General features: G+C 64.4%; 30 protein-coding genes. 17 read left to right on the forward strand and 13 right to left on the reverse strand.

Annotated features, from left to right (window positions below; all coding sequences use genetic code 11):
* Nucleotides 1–74 precede the first annotated feature (74 nt).
* Genes pgsA through VGD10_RS05705 form a run of 3 tightly spaced genes read left to right on the forward strand, consistent with a single transcriptional unit; the run spans nucleotide 75 to nucleotide 1308 of the window.
* Nucleotides 75–641, forward strand: coding sequence for a CDP-diacylglycerol--glycerol-3-phosphate 3-phosphatidyltransferase (gene pgsA, locus VGD10_RS05695; RefSeq protein WP_331039837.1), 567 nt, complete (start codon nucleotides 75–77; stop codon nucleotides 639–641).
* Between the two features lie 2 nt (nucleotides 642–643).
* On the forward strand, nucleotides 644–910 hold the full coding sequence (locus tag VGD10_RS05700; RefSeq protein WP_331039838.1) for a MoaD/ThiS family protein: 267 nt from the start codon (nucleotides 644–646) through the stop codon (nucleotides 908–910).
* On the forward strand, nucleotides 907–1308 hold the full coding sequence (locus VGD10_RS05705; protein ID WP_331039839.1) for a molybdenum cofactor biosynthesis protein MoaE: 402 nt from the start codon (nucleotides 907–909) through the stop codon (nucleotides 1306–1308). Before VGD10_RS05700 ends, VGD10_RS05705 begins: the two co-directional genes overlap by 4 nt.
* On the opposite strand, the gene VGD10_RS05710 is transcribed toward VGD10_RS05705, so the two are convergent.
* Both VGD10_RS05710 and VGD10_RS05715 read right to left on the reverse strand, forming a co-directional pair.
* A complete protein-coding gene (locus VGD10_RS05710; protein ID WP_331039840.1) occupies nucleotides 1273–2223 on the reverse strand; it encodes a retroviral-like aspartic protease family protein in 951 nt (316 codons plus the stop codon). The two genes, VGD10_RS05705 and VGD10_RS05710, sit on opposite strands and share 36 nt — an antisense overlap.
* 63 nt (nucleotides 2224–2286) lie before the next feature.
* Entirely contained in the window at nucleotides 2287–3192 is a 906-nt protein-coding gene (locus VGD10_RS05715) for a hydrogen peroxide-inducible genes activator (RefSeq protein WP_331039841.1), read from the reverse strand.
* Between the two features lie 111 nt (nucleotides 3193–3303).
* Here VGD10_RS05715 and VGD10_RS05720 point away from each other — a divergent pair, with 111 nt between their 5' ends.
* Both VGD10_RS05720 and VGD10_RS05725 read left to right on the forward strand, forming a co-directional pair.
* On the forward strand, nucleotides 3304–3843 hold the full coding sequence (locus tag VGD10_RS05720; RefSeq protein ID WP_331039842.1) for a peroxiredoxin: 540 nt from the start codon (nucleotides 3304–3306) through the stop codon (nucleotides 3841–3843).
* Nucleotides 3844–3922: 79 nt separating this feature from the next.
* On the forward strand, nucleotides 3923–4441 hold the full coding sequence (locus VGD10_RS05725) for a carboxymuconolactone decarboxylase family protein (RefSeq protein ID WP_331039843.1): 519 nt from the start codon (nucleotides 3923–3925) through the stop codon (nucleotides 4439–4441).
* Between the two features lie 9 nt (nucleotides 4442–4450).
* On the opposite strand, the gene VGD10_RS05730 is transcribed toward VGD10_RS05725, so the two are convergent.
* The gene (locus VGD10_RS05730) at nucleotides 4451–5380 is read right to left on the reverse strand and encodes a serine hydrolase (protein ID WP_331039844.1); all 930 of its coding nucleotides are present in this window, start codon (nucleotides 5378–5380) and stop codon (nucleotides 4451–4453) included.
* 226 nt (nucleotides 5381–5606) lie between these two features.
* Here VGD10_RS05730 and VGD10_RS05735 point away from each other — a divergent pair, with 226 nt between their 5' ends.
* The gene (locus tag VGD10_RS05735; protein WP_331039845.1) at nucleotides 5607–6050 is read left to right on the forward strand and encodes a DUF2382 domain-containing protein; all 444 of its coding nucleotides are present in this window, start codon (nucleotides 5607–5609) and stop codon (nucleotides 6048–6050) included.
* A gap of 3 nt (nucleotides 6051–6053) precedes the next feature.
* Complete coding sequence (locus tag VGD10_RS05740; protein WP_331039846.1) at nucleotides 6054–6764, forward strand: YsnF/AvaK domain-containing protein; 711 nt, start codon at nucleotides 6054–6056, stop codon at nucleotides 6762–6764.
* A gap of 16 nt (nucleotides 6765–6780) precedes the next feature.
* On the opposite strand, the gene VGD10_RS05745 is transcribed toward VGD10_RS05740, so the two are convergent.
* A complete protein-coding gene (locus tag VGD10_RS05745) occupies nucleotides 6781–7107 on the reverse strand; it encodes a hypothetical protein (protein WP_331039847.1) in 327 nt (108 codons plus the stop codon).
* A 196-nt stretch (nucleotides 7108–7303) separates the two neighbouring features.
* Here VGD10_RS05745 and VGD10_RS05750 point away from each other — a divergent pair, with 196 nt between their 5' ends.
* Nucleotides 7304–9220 carry a PAS domain S-box protein gene (locus VGD10_RS05750; protein ID WP_331039848.1) on the forward strand — a complete coding sequence of 639 codons (1917 nt, stop codon included), beginning with the start codon at nucleotides 7304–7306 and terminating at the stop codon, nucleotides 9218–9220.
* On the opposite strand, the gene VGD10_RS05755 is transcribed toward VGD10_RS05750, so the two are convergent.
* Both VGD10_RS05755 and VGD10_RS05760 read right to left on the reverse strand, forming a co-directional pair.
* On the reverse strand, nucleotides 9215–9586 hold the full coding sequence (locus tag VGD10_RS05755; protein ID WP_331039849.1) for a hypothetical protein: 372 nt from the start codon (nucleotides 9584–9586) through the stop codon (nucleotides 9215–9217). The two genes, VGD10_RS05750 and VGD10_RS05755, sit on opposite strands and share 6 nt — an antisense overlap.
* Before the next feature lie 123 nt (nucleotides 9587–9709).
* Nucleotides 9710–10285, reverse strand: coding sequence for a hypothetical protein (locus VGD10_RS05760; RefSeq protein ID WP_331039850.1), 576 nt, complete (start codon nucleotides 10283–10285; stop codon nucleotides 9710–9712).
* A 231-nt stretch (nucleotides 10286–10516) separates the two neighbouring features.
* Here VGD10_RS05760 and VGD10_RS05765 point away from each other — a divergent pair, with 231 nt between their 5' ends.
* Nucleotides 10517–11725: a hypothetical protein gene (locus VGD10_RS05765; RefSeq protein ID WP_331039851.1), complete on the forward strand. Its 1209-nt coding sequence runs from the start codon at nucleotides 10517–10519 to the stop codon at nucleotides 11723–11725.
* A gap of 11 nt (nucleotides 11726–11736) precedes the next feature.
* Nucleotides 11737–12546, forward strand: coding sequence for a glycoside hydrolase (locus VGD10_RS05770; protein WP_331039852.1), 810 nt, complete (start codon nucleotides 11737–11739; stop codon nucleotides 12544–12546).
* 217 nt (nucleotides 12547–12763) lie between these two features.
* Here the strand turns inward: VGD10_RS05770 and VGD10_RS05775 are convergent, their stop codons facing one another.
* Nucleotides 12764–13303, reverse strand: coding sequence for a CAP domain-containing protein (locus VGD10_RS05775; RefSeq protein WP_331039853.1), 540 nt, complete (start codon nucleotides 13301–13303; stop codon nucleotides 12764–12766).
* Between the two features lie 29 nt (nucleotides 13304–13332).
* Nucleotides 13333–13698: a hypothetical protein gene (locus tag VGD10_RS05780; protein ID WP_331039854.1), complete on the reverse strand. Its 366-nt coding sequence runs from the start codon at nucleotides 13696–13698 to the stop codon at nucleotides 13333–13335.
* Nucleotides 13699–13847: 149 nt separating this feature from the next.
* On the opposite strand from VGD10_RS05780, the gene VGD10_RS05785 reads away from it, so the two are divergent.
* The 5 genes from VGD10_RS05785 (at nucleotide 13848) to VGD10_RS05805 (ending at nucleotide 18120) form a co-directional block, all read left to right on the forward strand.
* Nucleotides 13848–14195: an ArsC family reductase gene (locus VGD10_RS05785; RefSeq protein WP_331039855.1), complete on the forward strand. Its 348-nt coding sequence runs from the start codon at nucleotides 13848–13850 to the stop codon at nucleotides 14193–14195.
* A 62-nt stretch (nucleotides 14196–14257) separates the two neighbouring features.
* The gene (locus tag VGD10_RS05790; RefSeq protein ID WP_331039856.1) at nucleotides 14258–15052 is read left to right on the forward strand and encodes a DMT family transporter; all 795 of its coding nucleotides are present in this window, start codon (nucleotides 14258–14260) and stop codon (nucleotides 15050–15052) included.
* Between the two features lie 36 nt (nucleotides 15053–15088).
* A complete protein-coding gene (gene panB / locus VGD10_RS05795; RefSeq protein WP_331039857.1) occupies nucleotides 15089–15946 on the forward strand; it encodes a 3-methyl-2-oxobutanoate hydroxymethyltransferase in 858 nt (285 codons plus the stop codon).
* Between the two features lie 84 nt (nucleotides 15947–16030).
* Complete coding sequence (locus VGD10_RS05800) at nucleotides 16031–16756, forward strand: tetratricopeptide repeat protein (RefSeq protein WP_331039858.1); 726 nt, start codon at nucleotides 16031–16033, stop codon at nucleotides 16754–16756.
* A complete protein-coding gene (locus VGD10_RS05805) occupies nucleotides 16756–18120 on the forward strand; it encodes a PQQ-binding-like beta-propeller repeat protein (RefSeq protein ID WP_331039859.1) in 1365 nt (454 codons plus the stop codon). The genes VGD10_RS05800 and VGD10_RS05805 overlap by 1 nt, the downstream gene beginning before the upstream one ends.
* Nucleotides 18121–18167: 47 nt before the next feature.
* Here VGD10_RS05805 and VGD10_RS05810 read toward each other — a convergent pair whose 3' ends face one another.
* On the reverse strand, nucleotides 18168–19148 hold the full coding sequence (locus VGD10_RS05810; protein ID WP_331039860.1) for a TerC family protein: 981 nt from the start codon (nucleotides 19146–19148) through the stop codon (nucleotides 18168–18170).
* Nucleotides 19149–19270: 122 nt separating this feature from the next.
* Complete coding sequence (locus VGD10_RS05815) at nucleotides 19271–19444, reverse strand: DUF465 domain-containing protein (protein ID WP_331039861.1); 174 nt, start codon at nucleotides 19442–19444, stop codon at nucleotides 19271–19273.
* 233 nt (nucleotides 19445–19677) lie between these two features.
* Between VGD10_RS05815 and der the strand changes: the two genes are divergently transcribed.
* Nucleotides 19678–21033: a ribosome biogenesis GTPase Der gene (gene der, locus VGD10_RS05820; protein ID WP_331039862.1), complete on the forward strand. Its 1356-nt coding sequence runs from the start codon at nucleotides 19678–19680 to the stop codon at nucleotides 21031–21033.
* Nucleotides 21034–21097: 64 nt separating this feature from the next.
* On the forward strand, nucleotides 21098–21535 hold the full coding sequence (locus VGD10_RS05825) for an Hpt domain-containing protein (RefSeq protein WP_414639504.1): 438 nt from the start codon (nucleotides 21098–21100) through the stop codon (nucleotides 21533–21535).
* On the opposite strand, the gene VGD10_RS05830 is transcribed toward VGD10_RS05825, so the two are convergent.
* From VGD10_RS05830 to VGD10_RS05840, 3 genes are all read right to left on the reverse strand, one after another.
* Nucleotides 21532–22785, reverse strand: coding sequence for a DUF418 domain-containing protein (locus tag VGD10_RS05830; RefSeq protein WP_331039863.1), 1254 nt, complete (start codon nucleotides 22783–22785; stop codon nucleotides 21532–21534). The genes VGD10_RS05825 and VGD10_RS05830 overlap by 4 nt on opposite strands.
* Before the next feature lie 59 nt (nucleotides 22786–22844).
* Nucleotides 22845–23324, reverse strand: a complete 480-nt coding sequence (gene bfr, locus VGD10_RS05835; RefSeq protein ID WP_331039864.1) for a bacterioferritin — start codon at nucleotides 23322–23324, stop codon at nucleotides 22845–22847.
* Nucleotides 23325–23417: 93 nt separating this feature from the next.
* Nucleotides 23418–23588, reverse strand: a complete 171-nt coding sequence (locus tag VGD10_RS05840; RefSeq protein ID WP_331039865.1) for a (2Fe-2S)-binding protein — start codon at nucleotides 23586–23588, stop codon at nucleotides 23418–23420.
* Between the last annotated feature and the right edge of the window lie 57 nt (nucleotides 23589–23645).

Consider the following 23645-nt stretch of genomic DNA (forward strand, 5'->3'; position numbering starts at 1 on the left):
CCGCGGCGCCGGCGTGTGCAAGCGGAAGCCTTGCACTCCCATTTGCCGCGGCAACAGGTTAAGGGGGCGATCAGATGCTGACTTTGCCCAACATCCTGACCCTGTCGCGCATCCTCGCCGTGCCGGTGCTGGTGTTCCTGCTGTGGAAGCCGAGCTGGTTCGATTACGCCATCACCTTCATCCTCTACTGCCTGGTCGGCATCACCGATTATTTCGACGGCTATCTGGCGCGGGCGCAGAAGACGGTGTCGCGGCTCGGCGTCTTTCTCGATCCGATTGCCGACAAGATCATGGTGGCGGCGGTGATCATCATGCTTGTGTCGACGCGCAATTCGAGCGGCGAGCCAATCATCCACAGCTTCCATATCATTCCGGCGGGCGTAATCCTGCTTCGGGAGATTATCGTATCGGGGCTTCGGGAGTTTCTGGCGGGGCTGCAGGTGTCGGTGCCGGTAAGCCAGCTCGCCAAGTGGAAGACGACGTTCCAGCTCGTGTCACTGGGTGCGCTGATCCTGGCGGGCGCGGTGCCGCAATGGCCGTGGGTGCATCAGGTGGGGATCGGCACGCTCTGGGCCGCTGCGGCACTGACCCTCGTCACCGGCTGGGATTATCTCCGCGTCGGCCTGAAGCATATGGATTGAGCATGGCGCTAGGCTTCCTCGACATCCTTTATTTCGGCAGCTTTCGCGAGGCGTTCGGCCGCGACTGCGAGCGCGTCGATCCGCCAAGCCATGTGCTGACCGTCGCCGACCTCATCGAATGGCTGGCGGTGCAGGGCGAGCCCTACGCCTCGGTGTTCGGCGACAGGAGCCGGGTCCGGGCAGCGGTGGAAGGCGTATCGGCAGCGCCGGGCGACAGCGTATTCGGCGCGCGCGAAGTGGCTTTGTTCCCGCCAGGGGGCGTGCTGTGATCGACGTTCGTATCCAATCGGCGGACTTCGATCCCGGACGGCAGCTGAAGCGGCTCGAGGAGCTGCACAGCGGCGCGGTGGCGAGCTTTACCGGCGCCGTGTCGATGGGCGCAGAAATTGAGGCGGTGCAGGTCGAACACTATGCCGCGCTCGCGAAGACTGAATTAGCCCGCATTGCCGAGGAGGCGCAGGAGCGCTTTTCGCTGTCGGGTGTGATCCTCATCCACCGCTATGGCAGCTTCAAACTCGGTGACCGGCTTCTGTTTGCCGCGGCGGCGTGCGCAGACGCGGGCAATGCGCAGCACGCCTGCTCTTTCCTGATAGATGCGCTCCGGGCGCGGGCGCCGTTCTGGCGCAAGGACCTAACGAGCGGCGGAGCGGCTCGCTGGTTCAAGTGAAGCAAGACGCGTGTCGGGGCGGCGCGCCGAAAAATCAGGCATGTCGAACTTGACGCTACGGTTGGCAAAATCGATCGAAACCCGGTCGAACATAGCAAGCGAATCCATGCCGAGCAGGAGCGCAGGCCGAGAGATCAAATCTAGCTTCCTGAACGGGTAAGCATCCGCGAAGGCGATCGGCATGTTCCGCAATTCCACGCCGCCGACCCGCAGCTCATTCACCTGCGCATAATCCGCCGTTAGCTTGCCACCCGTCACACTGACTACCTCCACCCGGTCAAGCCAGCGAAGCTTTCGATGCTTGGCAAGTTTGCGCCGCAGCGCCTCGTTGCCGATGCTCACCTGCGAACCGGTGTCAATGATGACGAAAACTTTCTGGCCGTCGACGTGCGCGTCGGCGAGGATCAGATGGCCGAACTTGCTCCGCGCTCGAACGATAATGGTGTCGTTTTCCATCCGCACTTCAGGCCGCGAACTCGACGGCGAAACCCACATCGTGTCGCGTTCGAAGTCGAACAGGACGCGCTGGGACTTCAGGCTGTCGACGCCCAGCATCCCGTCCGCCCCTAAATCGCGCCTTGCCAGCGCCGGAGCGTTAATGGCCCGAACCGTATTCCTGCTAACGGTAAGATCGGGGATGATAACCGTGCCGACGCTCTGAACTTCGGTGATGCTGTGGACGCGGGCAGATCTGCCTTCGCTCAGCCTCAACCGCTGCGCCAATTCTTCTGAGATCACGGTGCGCTCGGCACCGGTATCGACGATGAAGTTATAAGGTCCGCCGCCGTTGATGGTGACGGGAACCGTCATGCGCTGGGTAGTGTCCCGGTCGAAGTCGATATTTTCTCCCTTAGAGGAGGAGGCGCCCGGCATGGCCGGGGCAGGCGACTGCAGGAAAATAGCGGCCGCAAACAAAGCTAAGAGCGACATGGCGAACTCCTCAGCGGCAAATTAGTCCATCCCTGTCCCGGCTTCCAGCTAATTTAGGCCGCCCGCCTTAAGCGCCTGGCCTAGCAGGCGAAATTCCTTCTCCCGAGGTGAATTCTTGCGCCAGATGAGGGCGATGCTGCGGGAGGGATGGGTCGCTTCGAGCGGGCGGGCGACGACGTCGGTCCCGTCCAAGATGCCGGCTTCTATCGCCATCTCCGGCACCATGGTGAGGCCGAGCCCGTTATCGACCATTTGGATGAGGGTGTGGAGCGAGGTGCCGAGCATGGTCGCGCCGGCGCGAAGCTCGGGCCGGTTACAGGCGCTGAGCGCATGGTCCTTGAGGCAGTGGCCGTCCTCTAAGAGCAGCAATTTGTCTTCGTCGATTGCGGCTGGGGTGACGGTGGCGGGTACGTCCTTCGCCATCGAAGGTGGAAAGGCGACGTAGAAGCGATCTTCGAACAGCTCGTCGGTATCGACATCGCCGCAGCCATAGGGAAGGGCGAGGAGCACACAGTCGAGTTGGCCGCGGTGGAGGCTGTCGCAGGCGGCCTGGCTGGTTTCCTCGCGAAGGTAGAGCTTGAGATCCGGCCAGTCCTTACGCAGCTTCGGCAGCAGGCTGGGGAGGAGAAAGGGGGCAATCGTCGGAATGACGCCCATGCGGAGCTCGCCCGACAGTGGCTTTCCCGCCGCCCGCGCCATATCGGCGAGCTCTTCGGCTTCGCGGAGGATGCGCTGCGCCTTCTCGGCAATGCGGAGGCCCAGTGGGGTAAAGCGGACTACGCGGCGGGTGCGCTCAACGAGAGTAACGCCGATCAGTGTTTCAAGCTCGCGAAGTCCCGCCGACAGCGTCGACTGCGTTACGAAGCAGCTTTCGGCCGCTTTGCCGAAATGGCCGTGATCTTTGAGTGCCACGAGATACTGGAGCTGCTTCAGCGTCGGCAGGTAGGCGCTCATCGGCTCCCTCGATCAATTAAGGCGATCTAATCAATTTGATCGATGGACACCAGTGCCTATATAGCGCGCTCAGAATTCATCCAGCTGGCATCATAAAACAGGAGACACAGCATGCTGACCGTAGGCGACAAGCTTCCCGCACTCACCGTTCCCGTGCAGCAGGGCAGCGCCCTTCCCGCGGGCGAGACGATCAACCTCGCCGAGACGAACGGCAAGTGGAAGGTGCTCTTCTACTGGCCGAAGGATTTCACCTTCGTCTGCCCCACCGAGATTATCGGCTATGGCGACCTTGCGCAGGATTTTGCCGACCGCGACGCAGTGCTCATCGGTGCGTCGACCGACACCGACTTTGTCCACCACGCCTGGCGGAAGGCCGACGAGCGGCTCGCCGCCGCCGACTTCCCGTGGATCGCCGACAACAAGAAGGAGCTGGCGAACGCACTCGGCATCGTCGCCCCTGATGCGGGAGTCGCCTTCCGCGCCACCTTCATCGTCGACCCGGACAGTGTCATCCAGCACGTTACCGTGAACGGCCTCAATGTCGGCCGTAATCCGCAGGAGACGCTTCGCATCCTCGACGCGCTTCAGACGGACGAGCTTTGCCCGTGCAACTGGCAGGAAGGCCAGGAGCCTCTGCGTCCGGCCGCCTAAGCCCCTGGGCGACTGACGCATCTGAGGGGCGCGGAAATTGCGGTTTCCGCGCCCCTTTTCTGTTCAAAGGAGTTCATCAATGTCCCTCAAGGAATTCGCCGACACCCTTCCCGATTATGCGAAGGACCTTCGGCTCAACATTTCATCAATGTTGAGCGACCAGATGCTGGGCGATCAGCGGAAATACGGGCTTCTGCTCGCCTGCGCCCACGGCACCGGCTACCGGCCGATCGTCGCTGCGACCGAGGCGGAAGTGGAAGGGAAGCTGTCGCCGGAAGCGGCGAACGCCGCGCGGGCCGCGGCGGCGATCATGGCGATGAACAACGTCTATTACCGCTTCGTTCACCTCGCGTCGAATCCCGAATATGGCAAGCTTCCGGCGAAGCTCCGCATGAACGTGATCGGCAATCCCGGCATCGAGAAGGACGATTTTGAGCTGTTCAGCCTCGCCGTCAGCGCCATGAACGGCTGCGGCATGTGCATCGACAGCCACGAGCGCGTGCTTCAGCAGCACGGCGTCGGCGCGGAAGTCATCCAGGCCGCGGCCCGTATCGGCGCGGTGGTGAAGGCGGTGGCGACGGTTCACGCCACGCTTTGAACGAGATAATTAATGGCGTTCGGTAGACGCCCGAACTGCAAATCCTGCTGAAGCAGTGGTGGGAGCGGCAGTCTGTGGGACCAATGCCGGAGCCGTCGTGGTCACGCCGGCCTTTGCGCCGAAGGGCGTCTTCACCCAGCGGAGGAAGCCGTCGTAAACGGTGCGCGCGGTCTCAGCGATCGTACGGGGGCGATCGGTGCCGTGGCGGGCGAAGAAGGCGACGGCAAGGCGGCGTCCGTCGGGAAGGGTGATGAAGCCGACGTCGGTCGTGAGGCCGTTGAGCGTGCCGGTCTTGTTCTGGACCTGCGTTCCGAAGGGCAGCATGCCGCGGATCCGGTTCTTCCCGGTCTTGCAGCGCTCCATCAGCGACAGAAGGTGGAAGCGGCTCCAGGGCTGGAGCAGATTGCCCTTATCGAGCTGTCCGAGCAGGTTCACCATCGCGCGCGGCGTTGAGGAGTCGCGGACGTCATAGAGGTCGCGGCGGGCGCGGAGCAGCTGATCGATGGTGCGGTCGACGCGGAGGCCGTAGATGTTCTTCTGGTGCAGCCAGCGCTGCGTTGCCGCGGGGCCGCCGAGGTTCATCAGCAGAAGGTCGGTGGCGTGATTGTCGCTGGTGATGATCATCGCATCCATCAGGCTCGCCGCGCTCCTCCCGGCGATGATGTCGTTCATCGAACGGCGTCCGGCTTCGACCTCGGCAAGGTAGTGGGCGGCGATTGCGATCTTGACGGTGCTTGCCATTGGGAAGGGTTCGTCCGCCGCCACTCCGACGATCTCGCCGGTGGCAAGGTCGAGCGCGGCGACACCATGGTCGCCGGACTTGGAGGCGAGGATAAGGGAAAGCTGCTGCTCGAGCGACTTCAGCTCCGGCGCGGACGCGGCAAAGGCCGGCTGCGCCGTGAAAGCAAGGAGCCAAAACAGAATCGCGGTCAAGCGCATGTCATCATCTCCACCTGGCTGCGACGGCTCATGCCATGCAAATCCTTAACAAAGCAGAGCCTTAGGGCCATTACGGCGGCTCAATCACTCACCTGAAGCGGAATAAGGCGGCGAGCGGTTGCGTTTTCAGGTTCAGCCGAGTCTCGGCCACAAGGACCCGCGGGTCAGCCGGAACGGCAGAGGTTTCCGAAGGTTATCCGGGCTTCATATTCACACGAGAGGCCCGATGACCGAACAGGAGCTCAGCAACAGGAGGGCGGCCGCTGGCGCGGAAGCCGACGTGGCGACGATCCCGCTGCTCGAGGAGCAACTGGTGGTCGGCAAGAAGGAAGTGGAAAGCGGCCGCATCAGGATCCTCGTCGACGTTGACGAGCGCGAGGAGCGGGTTGTTCAGGACCTGGTCCGGGACGAGGTGGAGATCGAGCGGGTCGCGCGCAACGAGCGTGTCAGCGAGATGCCGCATGTGCGGCTGGAGGGGGATGTGACCGTCATCCCCGTCGTGGAAGAGGTGCTGGTCGTCGAAAAGGCACTGATGCTCGTCGAGGAAGTGCGGGTACGGCGGCGCCCCGGCGTCGAGCGGAGGGAGATACCGGTGAGGCTCCGGACCGAAAGGGCTTCTGTGGAGCGGGCGAACCTCGACGGCGTCGTGGGCGCAGAGGAGCGGAGATAGAATATGGCACGCACCATCAATGCCCTCTACGACAGCCGCGCCGAAGCCGAGGTCGCGCGGGCACGCCTCGTGTCGGAGGCGGGGGCCGACAATGTCCGGATCATCGCGAAAACGTCGGCGGCAGAGCTGGACAGGCTCGACCTGTCGGATTCGGACCGCAAGACCTATGCGGACGGAATTGCGCGCGGCGCGAGCCTGGTCACGGTCAGGCCGGGGCGCGGAGTGGATGACGAGCGCATCATAGCTATCCTGAAGGGCACGGCGCCCGGCGCTCCGTCTGTTGCGTCTGGAGCGGAAGGGCGGCTGGTTGGCGAAGAACGCATTCCGATCGTCGAGGAAGAGCTTCGCGTCGGCAAGCGCGAGGTGACGCGCGGCGGCGCGCGGGTGCATTCCGAAATCCGCGAAGTGCCCGCCGAGGCTTCGGTCAACCTGAAGCAGGAGCGGCTCGATGTGGAGCGGCGCCCGGGCGAGCGCTTCCTTTCGGATGCCGAGGTCTATGCAGGTGGCCTTCTCAAGCGGCGCGTCATCGAGCTCAGCGAAATGCGCGAGGAGCCGGTGATCGAGAAGCGTGCGTTCGTGCGCGAGGAACTGGTCGTCAGGAAGACGGTCGAGGAACGGACGGAGACGGTGCGCGACACGGTGCGCCGAACCGAAGTCGATGTCGAGGAAATCCGGCCCGCCTTCACGCAGCTACGGGACGGAAAGCGGGATTAACGCCCCCGAGCGTGGCCTAGCGGTCGAAGTCGATGATGCGGCCATCGTTGCGGAAGGTGCAGCCGAAGCTGCGCGTGCCGTTCGTATATTGGATCGTGCCATGAACGCGCGCGGTCGTCTGGCTGAGCAGTTGAACGCTGTCGATGCTCATGAAGCGCCCGTACCGATAGGCTTCGCTTCGGCAGGCTTCGCTCGCGGCTTTCGGTAGCTCATCGGCGGTATAGACATATTGGTTGCGGCCGCTGGCGACGATGTCGGCGACGGCGGGCGCGAGCGGCAGATAGGCGCAGCCGGCAAGCGGCGCGGTGGCAGCGATGAGGAGCGGCAAGGTCGCTATACGCATGCGCTTCTTTCCATTCGGTTCGCGCCTAGATGGCGCTACCTCCGAAAAAACGAGTGCGATCAAGCACATGTTCCACCGGCGTCAAAGCCGCGCACGCGTTGGCCGAAGTTCACTTGATCGAAAGCAATTTATAACTATCAAGCACTTCGGGTGGGTGATCAGCGGCGCGAAGGCTCCGCCGTTGCGCAGGACGTTCATGGCCGACCACTCGCGTCTCGAAAATCATGCGGCCGACCAGCGCTTTCAGCTGCTGGTGAACTCCGTCACTGACTATGCCATCTACATGTTGGATGCGGGCGGACACGTAGCCACGTGGAACCCGGGCGCGCGCCGCTTCAAGGGCTATGAGGCCGAGGAGATAATCGGCCAGCATTTCTCCCGCTTCTATACCGACGAGGATCGGGCAATCGACTTTCCCCGGCGGGCGCTCGCAATAGCCGCGGAAGAAGGACGGTTCGAGGCCGAGGGATGGCGCGTCCGCAAGGACGGAAGCCGGTTCTGGGCGCATGTCGTGATCGACCCCATACGCAACGATAAGGGCGATCTGGTCGGATATGCGAAGATCACCCGCGACATTACCGAGAAGCGGGAAGCGGAGCGGGAGCTCTACGAAAGTGAGCAGCGCTTCCGACTGCTCGTGCAGGGCGTACGAGACTACGCCATCTACATGCTGGATACGGAAGGCCGAGTCAGCAACTGGAATCCGGGCGCGGCGGCGATCAAGGGCTATAGCGCCGAGGAGATTATCGGACAGCATTTCTCCCGTTTCTATACCGAAGAAGACCGCGCCGCCGGCGTGCCGCAGCGCGCACTTCAAGCCGCTTTACGGGAAGGGAAATACGAGAACGAAGCGCGCCGGGTGCGGAAGGACGGGTCGCATTTCTGGGCCCATGTCGTCATCGACCCGATCCATGACGAGAATGGCAAGCATGTAGGCTTTGCAAAGATCACGCGCGACGTCACCGAGCGGAGGGAGGCGCAGGAGGAGCTCGAGGAGGCCCGGGCTGCGCTCTTCCAGTCCCAGAAGCTGCAGGCGCTGGGCGAGCTGACCGGCGGGATTGCGCACGACTTCAACAACCTGATGACTGTGATCCGGGGTTCCGCGGAGCTGCTGAGGCGTGAGGACCTGCCGCCTGAAAAGAGGCGGCGCTATCTTGAAGCGATCATGGAGACCGCGGACCGGGCGACGACGCTTACGAGCCACCTTCTCGCTTTCGGGCGCCGCCAGCCTCTGAAGCCCGAGGTGATCGACCTCAACATACGGCTCGATGCGCTTGCCGAGGTCCTGTCGCGCACGCTCGGCAGCCAGGTCGAAATCGAGATGAACCTGCGACCCTCCCTCGGGAAAGTTGAGGTCGATCCGACGCAGCTCGAAACCGCGCTGCTGAACGCCGCCATCAATGCGCGCGACGCCATGCCGGGCGGCGGGCGCTTGACCATCTCCACCGCAAATTGCGCCAGAGAAGGCCAGGAGATGGTGTGCATTGACCTCGCAGATACGGGGGCAGGCATGCCGAAGGAGGTGATCGACCGTGCCTTCGAGCCCTTCTTCACGACCAAGCCCGTGGGCAAGGGAACCGGTCTCGGCCTGTCCCAAATCCACGGGTTCGCGGCCCAGGCGGGGGGGCTGGCCGAGATAGAGTCCCAAGAAGGGTTGGGCACGACTATCCGGCTTTGCCTGCCACGCTCCCGAAAAGCGCTGACGGCCGACGAGGATACAGGCTCCGCCGGCGCGAACGTGCCGCCGGGGCTGCGCGTGCTCCTCGTCGAGGATAACGAGCATGTACGGAGCTTCGCCGAACATCTGCTGGAAGAATTCCAAGCTGTCGTGACCAGCGCGGCGGACGGCCATGAAGCGCTGGCAGGGCTGGAGCAGGGCGAGTTCGACATCGTCTTTTCGGACGTGGTGATGCCCGGTCTTAGCGGCATCGAGCTGGCCCGGCGGATCAAGGAGAAGCATCCGCAGCTGCCGGTGCTTCTCGCCAGCGGCTATAGCGAAGAAGTCGTTCAGGGCGGCGTGGCGGAATTCCCGATCGTGCGGAAGCCCTATGGCGCCGAGGCGCTCAGCGAAGCCATCGCCGGGGCGCTGGCTTCGCTTAAATCCACATTATAGCAAAGTCAGCCGCACCGCGGTGCCGCGTTCGCTGGTGAGGTTGACCGGTGTGTTGCGGCGCCAGAGGCCCTGATAGGGCCAGCAGTCGCGGAAGCCGCCCCAGGTGAAGCAGATGCGGCCGGGTTCCACCGCCCAGTCGCCGGTGAGGGTGCGGCCGTTAAAATTGGCGTCAACCTTCCCGCCCGGCCTGAAGGTCATGATTGAGGTGCGACCGCCGCTTTCGACGCGGATGCTGCGGCCGTAAAGTTCGGACCCTGCGACCACGGCCGGCCCGGGCGCGGGACCTGGGCCCGGCGGGACCACTGACGAGCAGGCGCCGAGCAAGGTGAAGCCTGCCAAGGCTGAAGCGAGAAACCCCTTCTTCATCGCAAAATCCTCCTGATCCTGCCCATACCATCAGCAAGAGCCGTGGTTCCACATCTGCGGCAGGCAAAAGAAAAGCGCCCGGCATACAATGGACGCCGGGCGCTTTCCCGAGGAGTTCAGGCCTTAGCCGCGCTCGCCGCTGCGGACGGGCGTGGACTCGTAGGTGGTCGGGGCACCCTGATAATAACGGCCCTCACGGACATAGCCGTCCACGCAGCCGTCATTGTTCTGGTCGGCCCAGATCGCGCCGGCAATGCCGCCGACGACCGCACCGGCAATCGCACCTTCAAGCGGGCTCACGCCGCCGACGAGAGCACCGACGCCCGCACCGCCGGCCGCGCCGACAGCCGCACCGGTGGCAGCGCCGCCGAGCGTGGTCGGGCAGGCACGGCCAGTGGCCGGATTGTAGCCGGCGGGAGCGCCGGAATAGTACTGACCTTCACGGATATAGCCGTCGGCCCGGCCGTCACGGTCCTGGTCGGCCCAGATCGCGCCGCCGATACCGCCGACAGCAGCGCCGATGGCGGCGCCTTCGATCGGGCTGAGGCCGCCGACAACGGCGCCGAGGCCCGCACCAGCGGCAGCGCCGATGGCGGCACCCGTGCCCGCACCGGCGAGCGTGTCATCATCATACGTGCTGGCGCAGGCGCCGAGCGAGAGCGAGCCGGCCATAAGGACAGCAACCAGAGACTTCTTCATAACGCATCCTCCTTCGAAACAAGCGGGGCTGACGGGGTAACCTTACCCCGCCGAATGGGGGCACCCGCTAAACTTGCACCCGCGTAACGAGGAAGGTTCAGAAGCGTTCCGTGTCAGGAACGAACTCTAATCCAGATTAGGCCGGCTCGGCGACAGACATGCACGGTCTATCGCAGAGGGCGGTCAGCGGCCGTCAATGTGGCGCTTGCTAGCGGAAGCGATGAGAGCAGGATGAGCATGGCCGGTTTCTTCAGATGGACATTCGCAGCCTTGCTTCTGGTGCTTCCGGCAGGCGCGCTCGCGCAGCTCCCGCGCGTCCAGACGGAGGCGGAGGCGCTGGCGCAGGACGCCGGGGAATATGCCAAGGCGCAGGGCGTCAGCCTGGAGGAGGCGATGCGGCGGCTCCGGGCGCAGCAGGAGAGCGTTGCCGCGACGGACCGTATCCAGCAGCGCTTCAAAGACAGGCTTGCCGGGCTCGTCATCGAGCATCGGCCGGAATACCGGATCGTAGTGCTGCTGACCGGCGACGAGCCGGTGGCCGATGAAGTGATCGCGGCTGGCGGGATGCAAGTGCCCGTGGTCTTCCGCACCGGGGCCAGGGCGACGCGGGACGAGATCGTCGAGGCGATGAAGCGGCGCCAGGCGGCGATCCGGGCGGCCTTCCCGAACCTGTCGGGCATGGGCCCGGACCAGCGGACGGGTGAGCTGGTGGTGATGGTCCGTGAGAGCGCCGCCGCCCGCTACGGCACCGATGCGATGCGCGCGAAGCTCGAGGAGATTACGGGCGTGCCCGTGCGGCTCCGCCTGATCGACCGGGACGATGTGAACAGCGATATCGAAGGCGGTGCGCGGGTGGTCGGCGTCGATCCCGCGAACGGCAAGCGTTACGCCTGCACGACCGGCTTCGTGGTGACGGACGGCGCGCAGACGGGGGTGGTGACGGCGGCGCACTGCCCCGACACGCTGACCTATCTGGATCCGGGCGGCGGCGAGATCCCGCTCGCCTTCGGCGGCCAGTGGGGATGGAGCTATCAGGACGTGCAGCTCCATGTCAGCGAGCGGGCGCAGAAACCTCTTTTCTATGCGGATACGGCGAAGAAGACGGTGCGGGAGGTCGCGACCTGGCGGAACCGCGTCAGCGTCCGCCCGGGCGACATCGTCTGCAGGCGCGGCGAGACGACCGGCTACAGCTGCTCCGAAGTCGAGCTGGTGGATTACGCGCCGCCGGGCGACCTTTGCGGCGGCCCGTGCGCACCAACCTGGGTGAGCGTCACCGGCCCTAGCTGCAAGGCGGGAGACAGCGGCGGGCCGGTGTTCAGCCGCACCGTCGCCTTCGGCATCGTCAAGGGCGGCAATTACAATCGTGACGGCAGCTGCAATTATTATTACTTCATGTCGACCGATTACCTGCCGGCCGGCTGGACATTGCTGCACCGGTAACGGCGATGTGGATGCCGTTCTTCCTTGCCGCGGCGGCGATTGGAGGCGCCTCCGCCTTCTACACGAAGGGGGTGGACGCCGGCGGCATTCCCATCGTGGGTTCCGCGCGGGTGCCGGATGCGGCGCTGAGGACCGGGAGCGAGATCGTGCGCGCGATGCTGGCGGGTCGGCCGGATATCAGGCGCGACATGGCGCGGCAGCGGGTGCGGGTGGCGATGCTTGCGCGGCAGGAAGGCATTATGGATCTGCCCGAGCATCGGCATTGGCAGAAGCCGCGGCCGGACGATCCGCGCCTGACGCAGTGCGAGCGGGACGAATATCAGGTGCGGATAGCGCCGCTCAGTCATTCGGCTTACTGGAATGCGAGGGCGCGGGGGATCGGCGGAACTCTGACGGCGGTGGGCGCGGAGAATGTGTTGGCGGAGCCCGGCACGCGCTATTTCGGCGAGAATATTCTGGTCCACGAATTCGCGCACCCGATCCTTGCCTCCATTCAGCGGGTGGATCCGAAGCTGTATGCCGAGGTTGAGCGGGCTTATTCGGTGGCGATAACGGCAGGGAAGTGGAAGGGCGATTACGCGGCCGTGACGGTTCAGGAATATTGGGCCGAGGGCACCCAATTCTGGTTCAATTCGAACATGATCTCGCGGCTCGACGACGGCACGATCCTGTCGCACGAGGATCTGAGGCGCTATGATCCCGCGCTCTACAAGGCGCTGGGGAAGGTGTACGGACCCAGGCACCGGATCGTCGCCGACCGCTTCCACAAACATGCGGCGCGGCTGAATGTGGCGCCCGGACGGAAGAGCGCCGACTGCTGAGGCTTCAGCCGAAGGCTACAAGCAGAGCCAGCGCGGCCATCGACAAAGCGCCGAGGATCGGGATGGGCGCCGATAGGGTGTCGATCAGATCGACCGGCTCGTGAGGATGGTCCATCAAGCAGCTCCTTCTCCCGGGCCGCCCCGCGCCGCTCACCTAGTGCGGCGGATCAGCCCTTGCCAGCGGGATCGGCTGAAATGCTGGAGTCTTGCGACGAAGTCAGGGAACGCGGCGGCCGTCGACGTTCCCGGGCGGGCTGTAGCGGCAGATCAGGTAATCCATGCGCGCGTCGCTGTGGACCGCGCAGCCGACGTTGGTCGTCGTCCGCCAGATCATCTGCGTATAGTGCGAGACATCGAGCCAATTGCCAGTGCTGCTGACGTTCGGAAAGGTGCCGGGGCGGAACCATTGCCGCTCTGATGCCCAGCTGCCGACCATCTGTTCGGGCGAATAGCGGCCTCGGCTTCCCATCCAGAGGTTCTCGCGCTGCCCGGGGCGGCTGGCGCGGGCGGAATGTTCGAGGCGGCCGAGACGGGATAGGGTGGGGCCGTAAGCCGCTGCTGCGGCGGCAAGCGCCGCATCCCAGCGGAGCGGCGGAGCGCCGACCCGCGCCCGCTCGATATTGTGAGCGGCGAGGAGGCGGCTGGTGAGGTTGGCGGATGCAGGCGCGGGCGCGGCCCTTTGGAAAGGCCCACCCTGCGCGTAGGTGACTGGAGCGGGCGCGGCGCAACCGAAGGTCGACGCCGCAAGAAGCAGCACTGCCGAAGGTCGCCGCGCCCGCATTGGTCTTAGTCTACGTCGAAGTCCGTGATCCGGCCGTCGCTCCGGAAGCTGCAGGCGAAACTGCGGCGATCATAATTATTGTTGATCGTGCCGTAGACGCGGAGCGTGCTGCTGCTCTGCTGACGGACGTCGTTGATGCCGACCTGGCCATAGCGCGAAGCTTCGTTCCCGCAGGCGTTCACCGCGGCTTGCTGGAAGTTCTGGTTGCCGTAGCCGTAGCCGCTGTTGGTCGCGCCGCCGAGCACGCTGCCGAGCACTGCGCCGACTGGATCATACGGGCCGCCGAGACCGCCGAGACCGCCAAGCGGGCTTGCGCAGGCGCCGAGCGCTAGGGTGGAACCGAGGACGAGGGGTAAAAGTGACTTACGCATAGAGCATCTCCGTGCATTAGAGTGTGAGCAACGGCCGCTCTTCCGCGCTTTGACCCTCACAACACCTTCAGCGCGGGGCCGTTCCAATCCCTTGTTTCCACTGCGATACGATGCCTAAGGGATGCGACGAGCGAACGGGGAGGGTGCGCGTGACGGCGACGATGTACGGCATCAGGAATTGCGACACGATCAAGAAGGCCCGGTCGTGGCTGGACGCGAACGGCGTGGCTTACGAGTTCCACGATTATAAGAGTGCGGGCGTGGACGAGGCGCGGCTTCGGCGGTGGATCGGCGAGGCTGGCTGGGAAAAGCTGCTGAACAGATCCGGCACCACGTTCCGCAAGCTGCCGGACGCCGAGAAGGCCGACCTGGATGCGGACAAGGCGGCGGCGCTGATGCTGGCGCAGCCGTCGATGATAAAACGGCCGGTGCTGGAGGCGAACGGCCAATTGCTGATCGGCTTCGATCCGGAGCGGTACCGGGCGGCCCTCCTCTGAGCGGCACCGCCCTCGCGATAGGTCTCGGCCTGTTCTCCGCCGTGACGCTCGCGGCGGCGAATATGTCGGTGAAGATGGGCACCGACATCCTGGTCGGGCGGGCGATCCTGTCGGTAAGCTCGGCCTTGCTGGTGTTGCCCTTCGTGCCGTTCGTGCCGTTGCCTGACGCGGAGACCTGGCAGGCTCTGGCGATCACGCTGCCGGCGCACTTCTTCTACCAGATGTGCCTGGTACGTGCGATGAGCCGGGGCGACCTGTCGCTGGTCTTTCCGGTGATGCGCGGCGCGGCGCCTTTGCTGACGGCGTTCACGGCGCTTCTTTTCCTGAAGGAGGCGTTGGCGCCGCTTGCCTGGATCGGCCTGTTCGTGGCGACGGCGGCCGTCATCACCTTCGCGCTGCCGCCGCAGGGGGTGCGGATGCGCGACCATCCCGACAAAGCGGCACTCGGCTGGGCGCTGGCAACAGCGGTCGGCATCGCGCTCTATAATGTGGCGGACGCGCGCGGCGTCCGCATCGCGCCAGACCCGCTCACCTTCATCGTCTGGCTGTTCCTTTTGGACCCGATCGGCGTCACCACCACCGCGCTGCTGAGGCGGCGCAACGCGCTTGCCGAAGCGGTCGCCATGAAGTGGCGCTACGGCGTCGCGGCGAGCGCACTGTCGCTGCTCTCCTTTGGCTCCGCGCTTTACGCCTTCAGCCTCATGGAGACCGCCAAGGTCTCGGCGCTGCGCGAAACGTCGGTCGTGTTCGGAGCGCTGATGGGAAGCCTGTTCCTCGGCGAAAGCTTCGGAAGGCGGCGGCTGATCGCGGCGCTGATCCTCGCCGCGGGCCTCATCATTATGCAGTTCGGCGGCTGATTGGCCAAAGCCGGGAGGCACGCTAAAAGGGCCTCCATGTCCGTCACCCATTCGCTCGATACGGCGACTAGCCGCGCCAATCCGCTGCCTTCGCCGATGAAGCGGCTGACCGTGCCTAAGGTCCAGAAGATGAAGGGCGGCGAGCCCATCGTGATGCTGACCGCCTATACGGCGCGAATGGCGCAGCTTCTCGATCCGCATTGCGACGTTCTGCTGGTTGGCGACAGTCTGGGGCAGGTGATTTACGGGCTTCCGTCGACGGTGCCGGTGACGCTGGAGATGATGTGCGCGCATGGGGCGGCGGTGGTGCGCGGATCCTATCATGCAGTGGTCGCGATCGACATGCCGTTCGGTTCCTATGAGGCGAGCCCGGCACAGGCATTCGAAAGCGCGTCCCGCATCCTGAAGGAAACGGGCGCTGCGGCGGTGAAGCTGGAAGGCGGCGAGGCGATGGCGGAGACGGTCGCCTTCCTCACCAAACGCGGCATCCCGGTGATCGGCCATGTCGGCCTGACGCCGCAAGCGGTGAATGCGCTCGGCGGCTATGGCGCGCGTGGGAAGAGCGATGCCGAAGCGAAGAAGATTCTGGCCGACGCCAAGGCTGTGGCGGAGGCGGGCTGCTTCCTGCTCGTGCTGGAAGGCGTGATGGAGGAGATTGCGATCGAGGCGACCAAGGCGGTTGCTTGCCCCACCATCGGCATCGGCGCCTCGGCGGAATGCGACGGGCAGGTGCTGGTCACCGAGGACATGCTCGGCCTGTTCGAGCGGACGCCGCGCTTCGTGAAGAAATATGACGACATGGCCGGACGGATCGAAGCCGCGGCTCAGGCCTTTGCCGGCGAAGTGCGTAAACGGGCCTTCCCGACGGCAGATCAAACCTACCGAAAGGCGTAGAGGGAAGAGGCTTTCGTTCGCCGCTTTTCGCCGGTAGAGGTGCGGCGGGGCACCATCCGGCGCACGCTTCCTGGAGAGACATAATTGGCGATCAAGCCCAAAGACAATGAAGCTTTCTATCGCGAGGTCGACGAGGAGCTTCGGAAGGAACAGCTGACCAGTTGGTGGACCCGCTATGGGAAGCTCGCCATCGCCGGGATCGTCCTGCTGCTGGCCGCAATCGGCGGCGCCATTTGGTGGCAGGAGCAGCGGCAGGCGAAAGCGGGCGAACGGTCCGAGCAGATCCTCAAGACTTTCGATGACGTGCAGGCGGGCCGGACCAAGGGCGTCGAAGCACGGCTCGACACGATCGCCAAGGAAGGCTCCGACGGGCACCGCGCTGCGGCGCTGATGACCAAGGCGGCGGTCTTCGTCCAGAACAACAATCAGGGCGCGGCCATCGCTGCCTACAAGCAGGTGGCGGAGGACGGCGACCTTCCGGAGCCCTATCGCAATGCGGCGCTCATCCGGCAGACCCAGCTCGAATATGACCGGTTGCCGCCGCAGCAAGTGATCCAGCGGCTGCAGCCGCTCGCCCAGGCCGGCAATCCCTGGTTCGGAACGGCCGGCGAGATGGTGGCGATCGCTTATCTGAAAGCCAACCAGCCGCAGCGGGCGGCGCCGATCTTCGCGGCGATCGCCAAGGAGCAGGGTGTCCCCGAGACGACCCGTTCGCGTGCCGTTCAGATGGCCGGTGCTCTTGGAGTGGATGCAGTTGTAGAAGCGCCCGCCGCAGAGGCGGCTCCGGGCGCAGCGAAGGAAGCCAATTGATGAAGCGTATCCTGTTTGCCGTGACCGCCATGACGCTCGTGAGCGGCTGCGGCCTCCTCAATCGCGGGGAGAAGCCGACGACGCCGACGGTCGGCCAGCGCATTGCGGTACTGACCGGCGAAGCGTCGGTGGAAGTCGATCCCGCCCTCGCCGACGTCGCGGTGACGCTTCCGGGCATCACGGCCAATGCCGATTGGGCGCAGCCTGGCGGCAATGCGACCAAGTCGATGGGGCATCTGGCGCTCGGCACCACGCTTGCCGAAGCCTGGTCGGTCGATGCGGGCGAGGGCAGCCATCCGCGTTCGCGCCTCGCCTCGGCGCCGGTGGTCGGCGGCGGTCGCGTCTATGCAGTCGACACGCTGGCGCGGCTTCGCGCCTTCGACGTGCGCACCGGTGCACGCGTCTGGGAAGCGGGCGTCGGGCGTGAGGAGGATCTTCGCGGCGGCCGCAGCTGGTGGAACGGCGAGTTCACCGGCAATCGCGGCCTGCTGTTCGGCGGCGGCGTCAGCTACGACAATGGCCGCGTTTATGCGACCAACGGCCTTGGCGACGTGGTCGCGTTCGATGCTGCGACTGGCAATCAGCTTTGGCGCGTGCGTCCGAGCGGGCCGCTCCGCGGCGCGCCGACGATCGCGCTCGACACCGTTTATGTGGTGACGCAGGATAACCAGCTTCACGCGCTCAACACCGCCGACGGAACGCTTCGCTGGACCGGCACAGGCACGCTCGAGCTTGCCAACGTGCTCGGCGCGGCTGCTCCCGCGGTCGCGCAGGGCACCGTCGTTGCCGGCTTCTCGTCGGGCGAGCTTTCCGCTTATCGTTACGAGAATGGCCGCGTCGTCTGGCAGGACGCGCTTGCCCGCACCAGCATCTCGACGGCGGTCGCTTCGCTGTCCGACATCGATGCCGAGCCGGTGATCGATCAGGGCCGCGTCTATGCGATCGGCCAGGGTGGCCGGATGGTCGCGCTCGAACTGGTGACCGGCCAGCGCATCTGGGAAATCAATGCCGCCGGCATTTCGACGCCGTGGGTGGCGGGCGATTGGATCTTCGTGCTGACCGACCAGTCGCAGCTTCTCGCCGTCGCGCGCACCACCGGCCGCATCCGTTGGATGAGCCAGCTTCCGCGCTGGCGCGACGAAGAAGACAAGAAGGGCCCGATCAGTTGGGTCGGCCCGGTACTCGCCGGCGGCCGTCTGATCGTGGCGAGCTCGCAGGGGCATATCGTCAACGTGTCGCCCACCGACGGCGCGGTGCAGTCGACGATACAGAACCGCAAGCGTTCGTTCCTGCTGCCCCCGGTGGTTGCGGAAAACACGTTCTTCCTGATGAGCGACGACGGGCGCCTTACCGCCTGGCGCTAATGGAATGAGGGGAGGAGCCGGCCCGTAACGGCTCCTCCCGCCCACCCTCAGGCGCGGGCCTCTACGGGCCGCGCCGTCCTCACCAGCGAATAAGCGACGCCGCCGGCAAGGATCGCGAAGGTGACGCCGAGCGACACGGCCGGCGGTATCTTCGCAAGGCCGAGCGCGTCGGCGACAAAGATCTTCGAGCCGATGAACACCAGCAGCAGCGACAGCGCATATTTGAGGTAGTGGAAGCGGTCGACCATCGCTGCGAGCGCGAAATAGAGCGCGCGGAGGCCGAGGATTGCGAAGATGTTCGACGTGTAGACGATGAACGGATCGGTGGTGATGGCGAAGATCGCCGGCACCGAGTCCACCGCGAACACGACGTCTACGAACTCCACCATGATGAGCGCCAGGAAGAGCGGCGTCATGAAGAGCGCGGCCTTGCCCGTCTTCGGGTCGGGAAGCCTTACCCAGAAACGCTCGCCGTGGAGATCGTCCGTTACCCGGAAGCGCCGGCGCACCCATTTCAGCACCGGCGACCCGCCGACATCATATTCCTTGTCGGCCATTGCCCACATCCTGATGCCGGTGAAGATCAGGAAGGCAGCGAAGAAATAGAGCAGCCAGCTCCACTGCTGGACCGCAGCGGCGCCGAAGCCGATCATGATGGCCCGGAGCAGGATCACGCCCAAAATGCCCCAGAACAGCACCCTGTGCTGGTGAAGGCGGGGAATACCGAAATAAGCGAAGATCATCGCGATGACGAAGACGTTGTCCATCGCCAGGCTCTTTTCGACGACGAAACCGGTGACGTAGTTGATCGCCGGAGTCTCGCCCATCTGCCACCAGACCCAGCCGCCGAAGCCGAGGCCGAGCGCGATATAGAAAGCGGACATGGCGAGGCTTTCGCGGACGCCGATCTCCCGCTCCTTCCGGTGAAGGACGCCGAGGTCGAGCGTGAGCAGGACGGCGACCAGAGCCATGAAGCCCAGCCACATCCACATGGGCGTGCCGAGCCAGAGAGTATCGAGAAAGTCCATTGGGCTCCTCCTTTGATGAGGTGCGGTCCGACATCGCGATCACCTGATCGCCAGAGGGGCCCGGTACCGCTTGATGTCTGAAAAAGAGCGAGCGCAGCGGAGCGCCGCGCCCGCCGATAGGATCAAATGCGGATGCTTCTCCGCTGGATGCGAAACAACCGGTCCTTGATCGCAAGCTTCAGCTTCTTCATCCGAAGCAGCTTGATGCTGTCGGGGAAGCGCCGCTTCATCTCGCGCCGGATTTCCTCGTCAAGTTTCCGGTGAATTCGGGTCAGACGGTACATCACTGCATTCATGCCTCTCTCCATCGTTCGATTGGTGATGGATCGGGTCAGCCGATGCAGAGACAGGGGCACGTGAACTGCACCGGGCTAACCCGATGCGGTCCGACATCACGGTCGTTCGAGGAGAACTGCCGCCAGAGGGGCCCGGTCCGCAAAAAAGATAATAATCGCAAGCCGGGTCGGTTGCAAGTGCCTGCCCCGTTGCGGTTGACCGGCGGCCATGAAGGGGGCAGGGCAGCCGCCTTATGGCCAAGCTTCCAACCGTCGCGATCGTCGGCCGTCCGAATGTGGGCAAATCGACCCTTTTCAACCGGCTGGTGGGGAAGAAACTGGCTCTGGTCGACGACCGGCCGGGCGTGACGCGCGACCGGCGCGAGGGCGATGCGACCCTGCTCGGCCTCGAATTCCGGGTGATCGACACGGCCGGTTACGAAGACGAGGATCCGGAGACGCTGCCGGGCCGGATGCGCGCGCAGACGGTGGCGGCGGTGCAGGAAGCCGATGTCGCCCTGTTCCTGGTAGACGCGCGGGCGGGGGTCACTCCGCTCGACGAAGAAATCGGGCGCTGGCTTCGGAGCGAAACGACGTCGGTGGTGCTTGCCGCCAACAAGGCTGAGGGCCGCGCGGGCGAAGCGGGGATCATGGAGGCCTATTCGCTCGGCTTCGGCGAGCCGATCGCGATGAGCGCCGAACATGGCGAGGGCGTGGTCGACCTGTTCGAGCATATCCGGCCCTATGTGGAGCGGGACGAGGACGACGATGAGGAAGAAGAGGGCGAAGGCCCGCTGAAGCTCGCCATCGTCGGCCGCCCGAATGCGGGCAAGTCGACCCTGATCAATCGCATCCTGGAGCAGGAGCGGCTCATCACCGGCCCGGAAGCGGGGATTACCCGCGATTCCATCGCCATTGACTGGGAATGGAAGGCGCCGGACGGGGAGGTGCGGCCGGTGCGCCTGATCGACACGGCCGGCATGCGGAAGAAGGCGAAGGTCGAGGACAAGCTCGAAAAGCTTTCGGTGGCGGATGCGCGGCGGGCGGTGGACTTCGCCGAGGTTGTCGTCCTGCTGCTTGATGGAACGCGTGGGCTGGAGGCGCAGGATCTCCGCATTGCCGATAATGTGATCCAGGAGGGCCGCGCGCTCATCATCGCGATCAACAAGTGGGACGTGGCGGAAAATGCCAGCTCGCTGTTCAACGGCATCAAGGCTGCGCTGGATGAGGGACTGGCGCAGGCGCGGGGCGTGCCGCTGCTCACCGTTTCGGGCAAGACCGGCAAGGGGATCGACCAGCTGCTCGGCGCGGCCTTCGAAGTGCGGGAAATCTGGTCGAAGCGCGTGTCGACGGGGCAGCTCAACCGCTGGTTCGAGGACGCCGTCGAGCGCAACCCGCCGCCCGCGCCCGGCGGCAAGCGGATCAAGCTCCGCTACATCACGCAGGTCGGCACGCGGCCGCCTCGGTTCGTGCTGTTCGGAACGCGCACCGATCAACTTCCGGATTCCTATCTTCGCTACTTGGTCAACGGGATGCGGAAGGAATTGGGCTTCGGTGCGGTGCCGGTGCGGCTGGCGGTGCGGGCCTCGAAAAACCCGTTCGACCGCTAGAGCGTCAACCGGCTGTTTACCCTGTGCGGCTAGAAGGTGCCGGAGTAACCTTAAGGATCCTGTTTTGATCGACGAGAGCGGCGCCGTTATCGACTGGGCCATGTTCACGCGCACCCGCACCCAACTGGGCGCAGGGTTCGTGAAGATCGTCGGCTATTTCCTCGAGGACGGCGAGAAGTCCCTCGCCAAGATCGAGGACGCTATGCAGCGGCGGGACACGACCGCGCTCGTCATTCCTGCTCATACGCTGAAGAGCGAGGCGCGGCAGTTCGGTGCCAACATGCTTGGCTCTATGGCGGAGGAAATCGAGTTCGCCGCCCGCCGCGCAGTCGAAATGCGGCTGTTCCCGGACGAGCTGATTCCGACCGTCGCGCGGCTTCGCCCGCTCTATCAGCAGACGATTGAGCTCTTGCAGCGGGAGATCAATCCGCTGGTACAGCGCCCGTCGCGGCCCGTGTTCGGCCGCGCGCCCGCGCACAATCAGAATTTCGGCCGGCTCTAAACGCTAAGCGGCCGCCGCATCGGCTGCCATTCCCAGCGCGACAGGCTCCGCCAGAGCCATTCGAACGGTCCGTAGCGGTTGCGGTCGAGCCATGGCTTGGACCAAAGCAGCATCACCGCCCACATCGGGATCACGACGAGCCACAATTCGGCGCGGCTGAGGCTGCCCCAAAGACCTGCGCCCCAGCCGTAGAAAAGGGCCGTCATCAGGATGCTGGTGCCGAGATAGTTGGTGAAAGCGGCACGTCCTGCCGCGGCGATCCGGCCGACCAGCGCGCCTCCGCGGCGGGTGAGCAGGATGATGAGCGCCGCAGTCGCCACCACCATGAGCGGACGGAAGGGAACGGTCGCGGCCATCGAGATCGAAAAGATCATCGGCACGGTGAAGTCGTCCCGGACGAGCGTCCAAGCAAGCAGAGCGTAAGCCGGGATGCCGATGCCGAAGCCGATCAGGGCTGCGCGGCGGTAGCGCGCATTCTCCCACGCGCCGGTCAGGAAGCCGGTTTTCAGCGCCGCCATTCCGAACAGCATGTAGGCAAGTGTTTCCCAGCCGAAGATAAGCAGCGCAATGAACGGGTCGAGGCTGTTCTGCGAGAATTGGTGATTGGCGATCCCGGCAAAGCCGCCGCTGAAAAGCGCGGTCTTGTTCGCCAGCAACTCGCTGCTTGGAACCGCGAAATCGACCTTCATTTGGCTCCACGCCTGTGCCGCTTCGGCGGAAGCGCCGGGTGCGGACGCGGCGGCGCTGGCGGCGTGAAACGCACCCGCGAGCAGCGCGAACAGAGTGATCTGTATGAAGACGAGAACGACGCCCCAAATGATGAGACTACGCGGCGCCTTGTTCCGGAAGAACCAGGCGATCATGCCGACCATGGCATAGCCCGACAGGATGTCGCCGAACCAGATGAAGTAGAAGTGCAGGAGACCAAAGACGAGAAGCCAGAGCATGCGGCGATAATGGACGGAGGCAGGGTTCTGCCCGGACGCTGCCGCCCGCTCGATAACGATGAGCATGCTGGCGCCGAAGAGGAAGGAGAAGAGGCCCCGCATCTTTCCGTCGACGAGAATGAAGTTGAACGCCCAGGAGGCGAGATCGGCGTCCGTCTCCAACCCGTAAGCATAAGGGTTCATGTAAGCCTGAAACGGCATTGCGAAGGCGACGATGTTCATCGCCAATATCCCCATCACCGCCACGCCGCGAACGATGTCGAGCGTCTCGATACGTGGACCCGGTTCCGTTGCTGCAGTCATCCGGCTCTCCCCCATCCCGAAGGAGCGGAGCCTATAGGAAGTGAGCGGCGCTTCCTAGTTCAGTCCTCGGCCGGCTTCGACTGGAGCTGGATATAGTTCTGGAGGCCCATCTGGGCGATCATCTGGAACTGCTTTTCCAGATTGTCGACATGCTCTTCCTCATTCTTGAGGATGTCGGCGAAGAGGTCGCGGCTCACATAGTCGCGATTCTCCTCGCAATAGGCGATAGCGCCGCGAAGCTGGACAAGCGCTTCCTGTTCGAGCGCGAGGTCCGCCTTCAGCACTTCTTCGACATTTTCCCCGATGCGGAGGCGGCCGAGCATCTGGAAATTGGGAAGGCCGTCGAGGAAGAGGATGCGTTCGGATAGACGATCCGCATGCTTCATCTCGTCGATCGATTCCTCGCGTTCGTAGTCCGCGAGGCGCTGCACGCCCCAATTGTCGAGCATGCGGTAGTGGAGCCAATATTGGTTGACGGCGGTAAGCTCGTTCTTGAGCGCTTCGTTCAAGAGTTCGATGACGCGTGCGTCGCCCTTCATAACGGTCTCCCTGGTTAAGGGTCCGATACTCTCAACGGCGGCAGAAATAAACGTGGAAAATGGCGGAAAACTGCGGAAAATCAGCTGCTTTTGCTAGGCAGTCGCACGCTCCGCTGTGATGATCTCCCGTGCGAATGAGAAGCATTGCCCGCACCGCGGCTTTCGGCCCAATGTTTTGTAGGCGGTGGTGGGGCAGGAAGCGCCGTCCCGCGCCGCCCTCCGCACATCGTCTTCACGCAAAGCGTTGCAGATGCACACGATCATGAGCTGGCGTATAGCGATAATGCGAATTGTTCGCAATAGCTATGTCACTGATGGAGA

It is taken from the genome of Allosphingosinicella sp., from assembly GCF_036402135.1.
Lineage (GTDB): Bacteria > Pseudomonadota > Alphaproteobacteria > Sphingomonadales > Sphingomonadaceae > Allosphingosinicella.

Bases quoted from the DNA above. Each gene is read 5' to 3' on its own strand.
- VGD10_RS05730 (WP_331039844.1), bottom strand. From the start codon at position 5,380: ATGCGCTTGACCGCGATTCTGTTTTGGCTCCTTGCTTTCACGGCGCAG.
- pgsA (WP_331039837.1), top strand. From the start codon at position 75: ATGCTGACTTTGCCCAACATCCTGACCCTGTCGCGCATCCTCGCCGTG.
- VGD10_RS05830 (WP_331039863.1), bottom strand. From the start codon at position 22,785: ATGACTGCAGCAACGGAACCGGGTCCACGTATCGAGACGCTCGACATC.
- VGD10_RS05745 (WP_331039847.1), bottom strand. From the start codon at position 7,107: ATGCGTATAGCGACCTTGCCGCTCCTCATCGCTGCCACCGCGCCGCTT.
- VGD10_RS05700 (WP_331039838.1), top strand. From the start codon at position 644: ATGGCGCTAGGCTTCCTCGACATCCTTTATTTCGGCAGCTTTCGCGAG.
- VGD10_RS05765 (WP_331039851.1), top strand. From the start codon at position 10,517: ATGAGCATGGCCGGTTTCTTCAGATGGACATTCGCAGCCTTGCTTCTG.
- VGD10_RS05755 (WP_331039849.1), bottom strand. From the start codon at position 9,586: ATGAAGAAGGGGTTTCTCGCTTCAGCCTTGGCAGGCTTCACCTTGCTC.
- VGD10_RS05735 (WP_331039845.1), top strand. From the start codon at position 5,607: ATGACCGAACAGGAGCTCAGCAACAGGAGGGCGGCCGCTGGCGCGGAA.
- VGD10_RS05810 (WP_331039860.1), bottom strand. From the start codon at position 19,148: ATGGACTTTCTCGATACTCTCTGGCTCGGCACGCCCATGTGGATGTGG.
- VGD10_RS05760 (WP_331039850.1), bottom strand. From the start codon at position 10,285: ATGAAGAAGTCTCTGGTTGCTGTCCTTATGGCCGGCTCGCTCTCGCTC.
- VGD10_RS05840 (WP_331039865.1), bottom strand. From the start codon at position 23,588: ATGATCGTGTGCATCTGCAACGCTTTGCGTGAAGACGATGTGCGGAGG.
- VGD10_RS05770 (WP_331039852.1), top strand. From the start codon at position 11,737: ATGCCGTTCTTCCTTGCCGCGGCGGCGATTGGAGGCGCCTCCGCCTTC.
- VGD10_RS05725 (WP_331039843.1), top strand. From the start codon at position 3,923: ATGTCCCTCAAGGAATTCGCCGACACCCTTCCCGATTATGCGAAGGAC.
- VGD10_RS05715 (WP_331039841.1), bottom strand. From the start codon at position 3,192: ATGAGCGCCTACCTGCCGACGCTGAAGCAGCTCCAGTATCTCGTGGCA.
- VGD10_RS05740 (WP_331039846.1), top strand. From the start codon at position 6,054: ATGGCACGCACCATCAATGCCCTCTACGACAGCCGCGCCGAAGCCGAG.
- VGD10_RS05780 (WP_331039854.1), bottom strand. From the start codon at position 13,698: ATGCGTAAGTCACTTTTACCCCTCGTCCTCGGTTCCACCCTAGCGCTC.
- bfr (WP_331039864.1), bottom strand. From the start codon at position 23,324: ATGAAGGGCGACGCACGCGTCATCGAACTCTTGAACGAAGCGCTCAAG.
- VGD10_RS05815 (WP_331039861.1), bottom strand. From the start codon at position 19,444: ATGAATGCAGTGATGTACCGTCTGACCCGAATTCACCGGAAACTTGAC.
- VGD10_RS05790 (WP_331039856.1), top strand. From the start codon at position 14,258: ATGTCGGTGAAGATGGGCACCGACATCCTGGTCGGGCGGGCGATCCTG.
- VGD10_RS05805 (WP_331039859.1), top strand. From the start codon at position 16,756: ATGAAGCGTATCCTGTTTGCCGTGACCGCCATGACGCTCGTGAGCGGC.
- panB (WP_331039857.1), top strand. From the start codon at position 15,089: ATGTCCGTCACCCATTCGCTCGATACGGCGACTAGCCGCGCCAATCCG.
- VGD10_RS05720 (WP_331039842.1), top strand. From the start codon at position 3,304: ATGCTGACCGTAGGCGACAAGCTTCCCGCACTCACCGTTCCCGTGCAG.
- der (WP_331039862.1), top strand. From the start codon at position 19,678: ATGGCCAAGCTTCCAACCGTCGCGATCGTCGGCCGTCCGAATGTGGGC.
- VGD10_RS05750 (WP_331039848.1), top strand. From the start codon at position 7,304: ATGGCCGACCACTCGCGTCTCGAAAATCATGCGGCCGACCAGCGCTTT.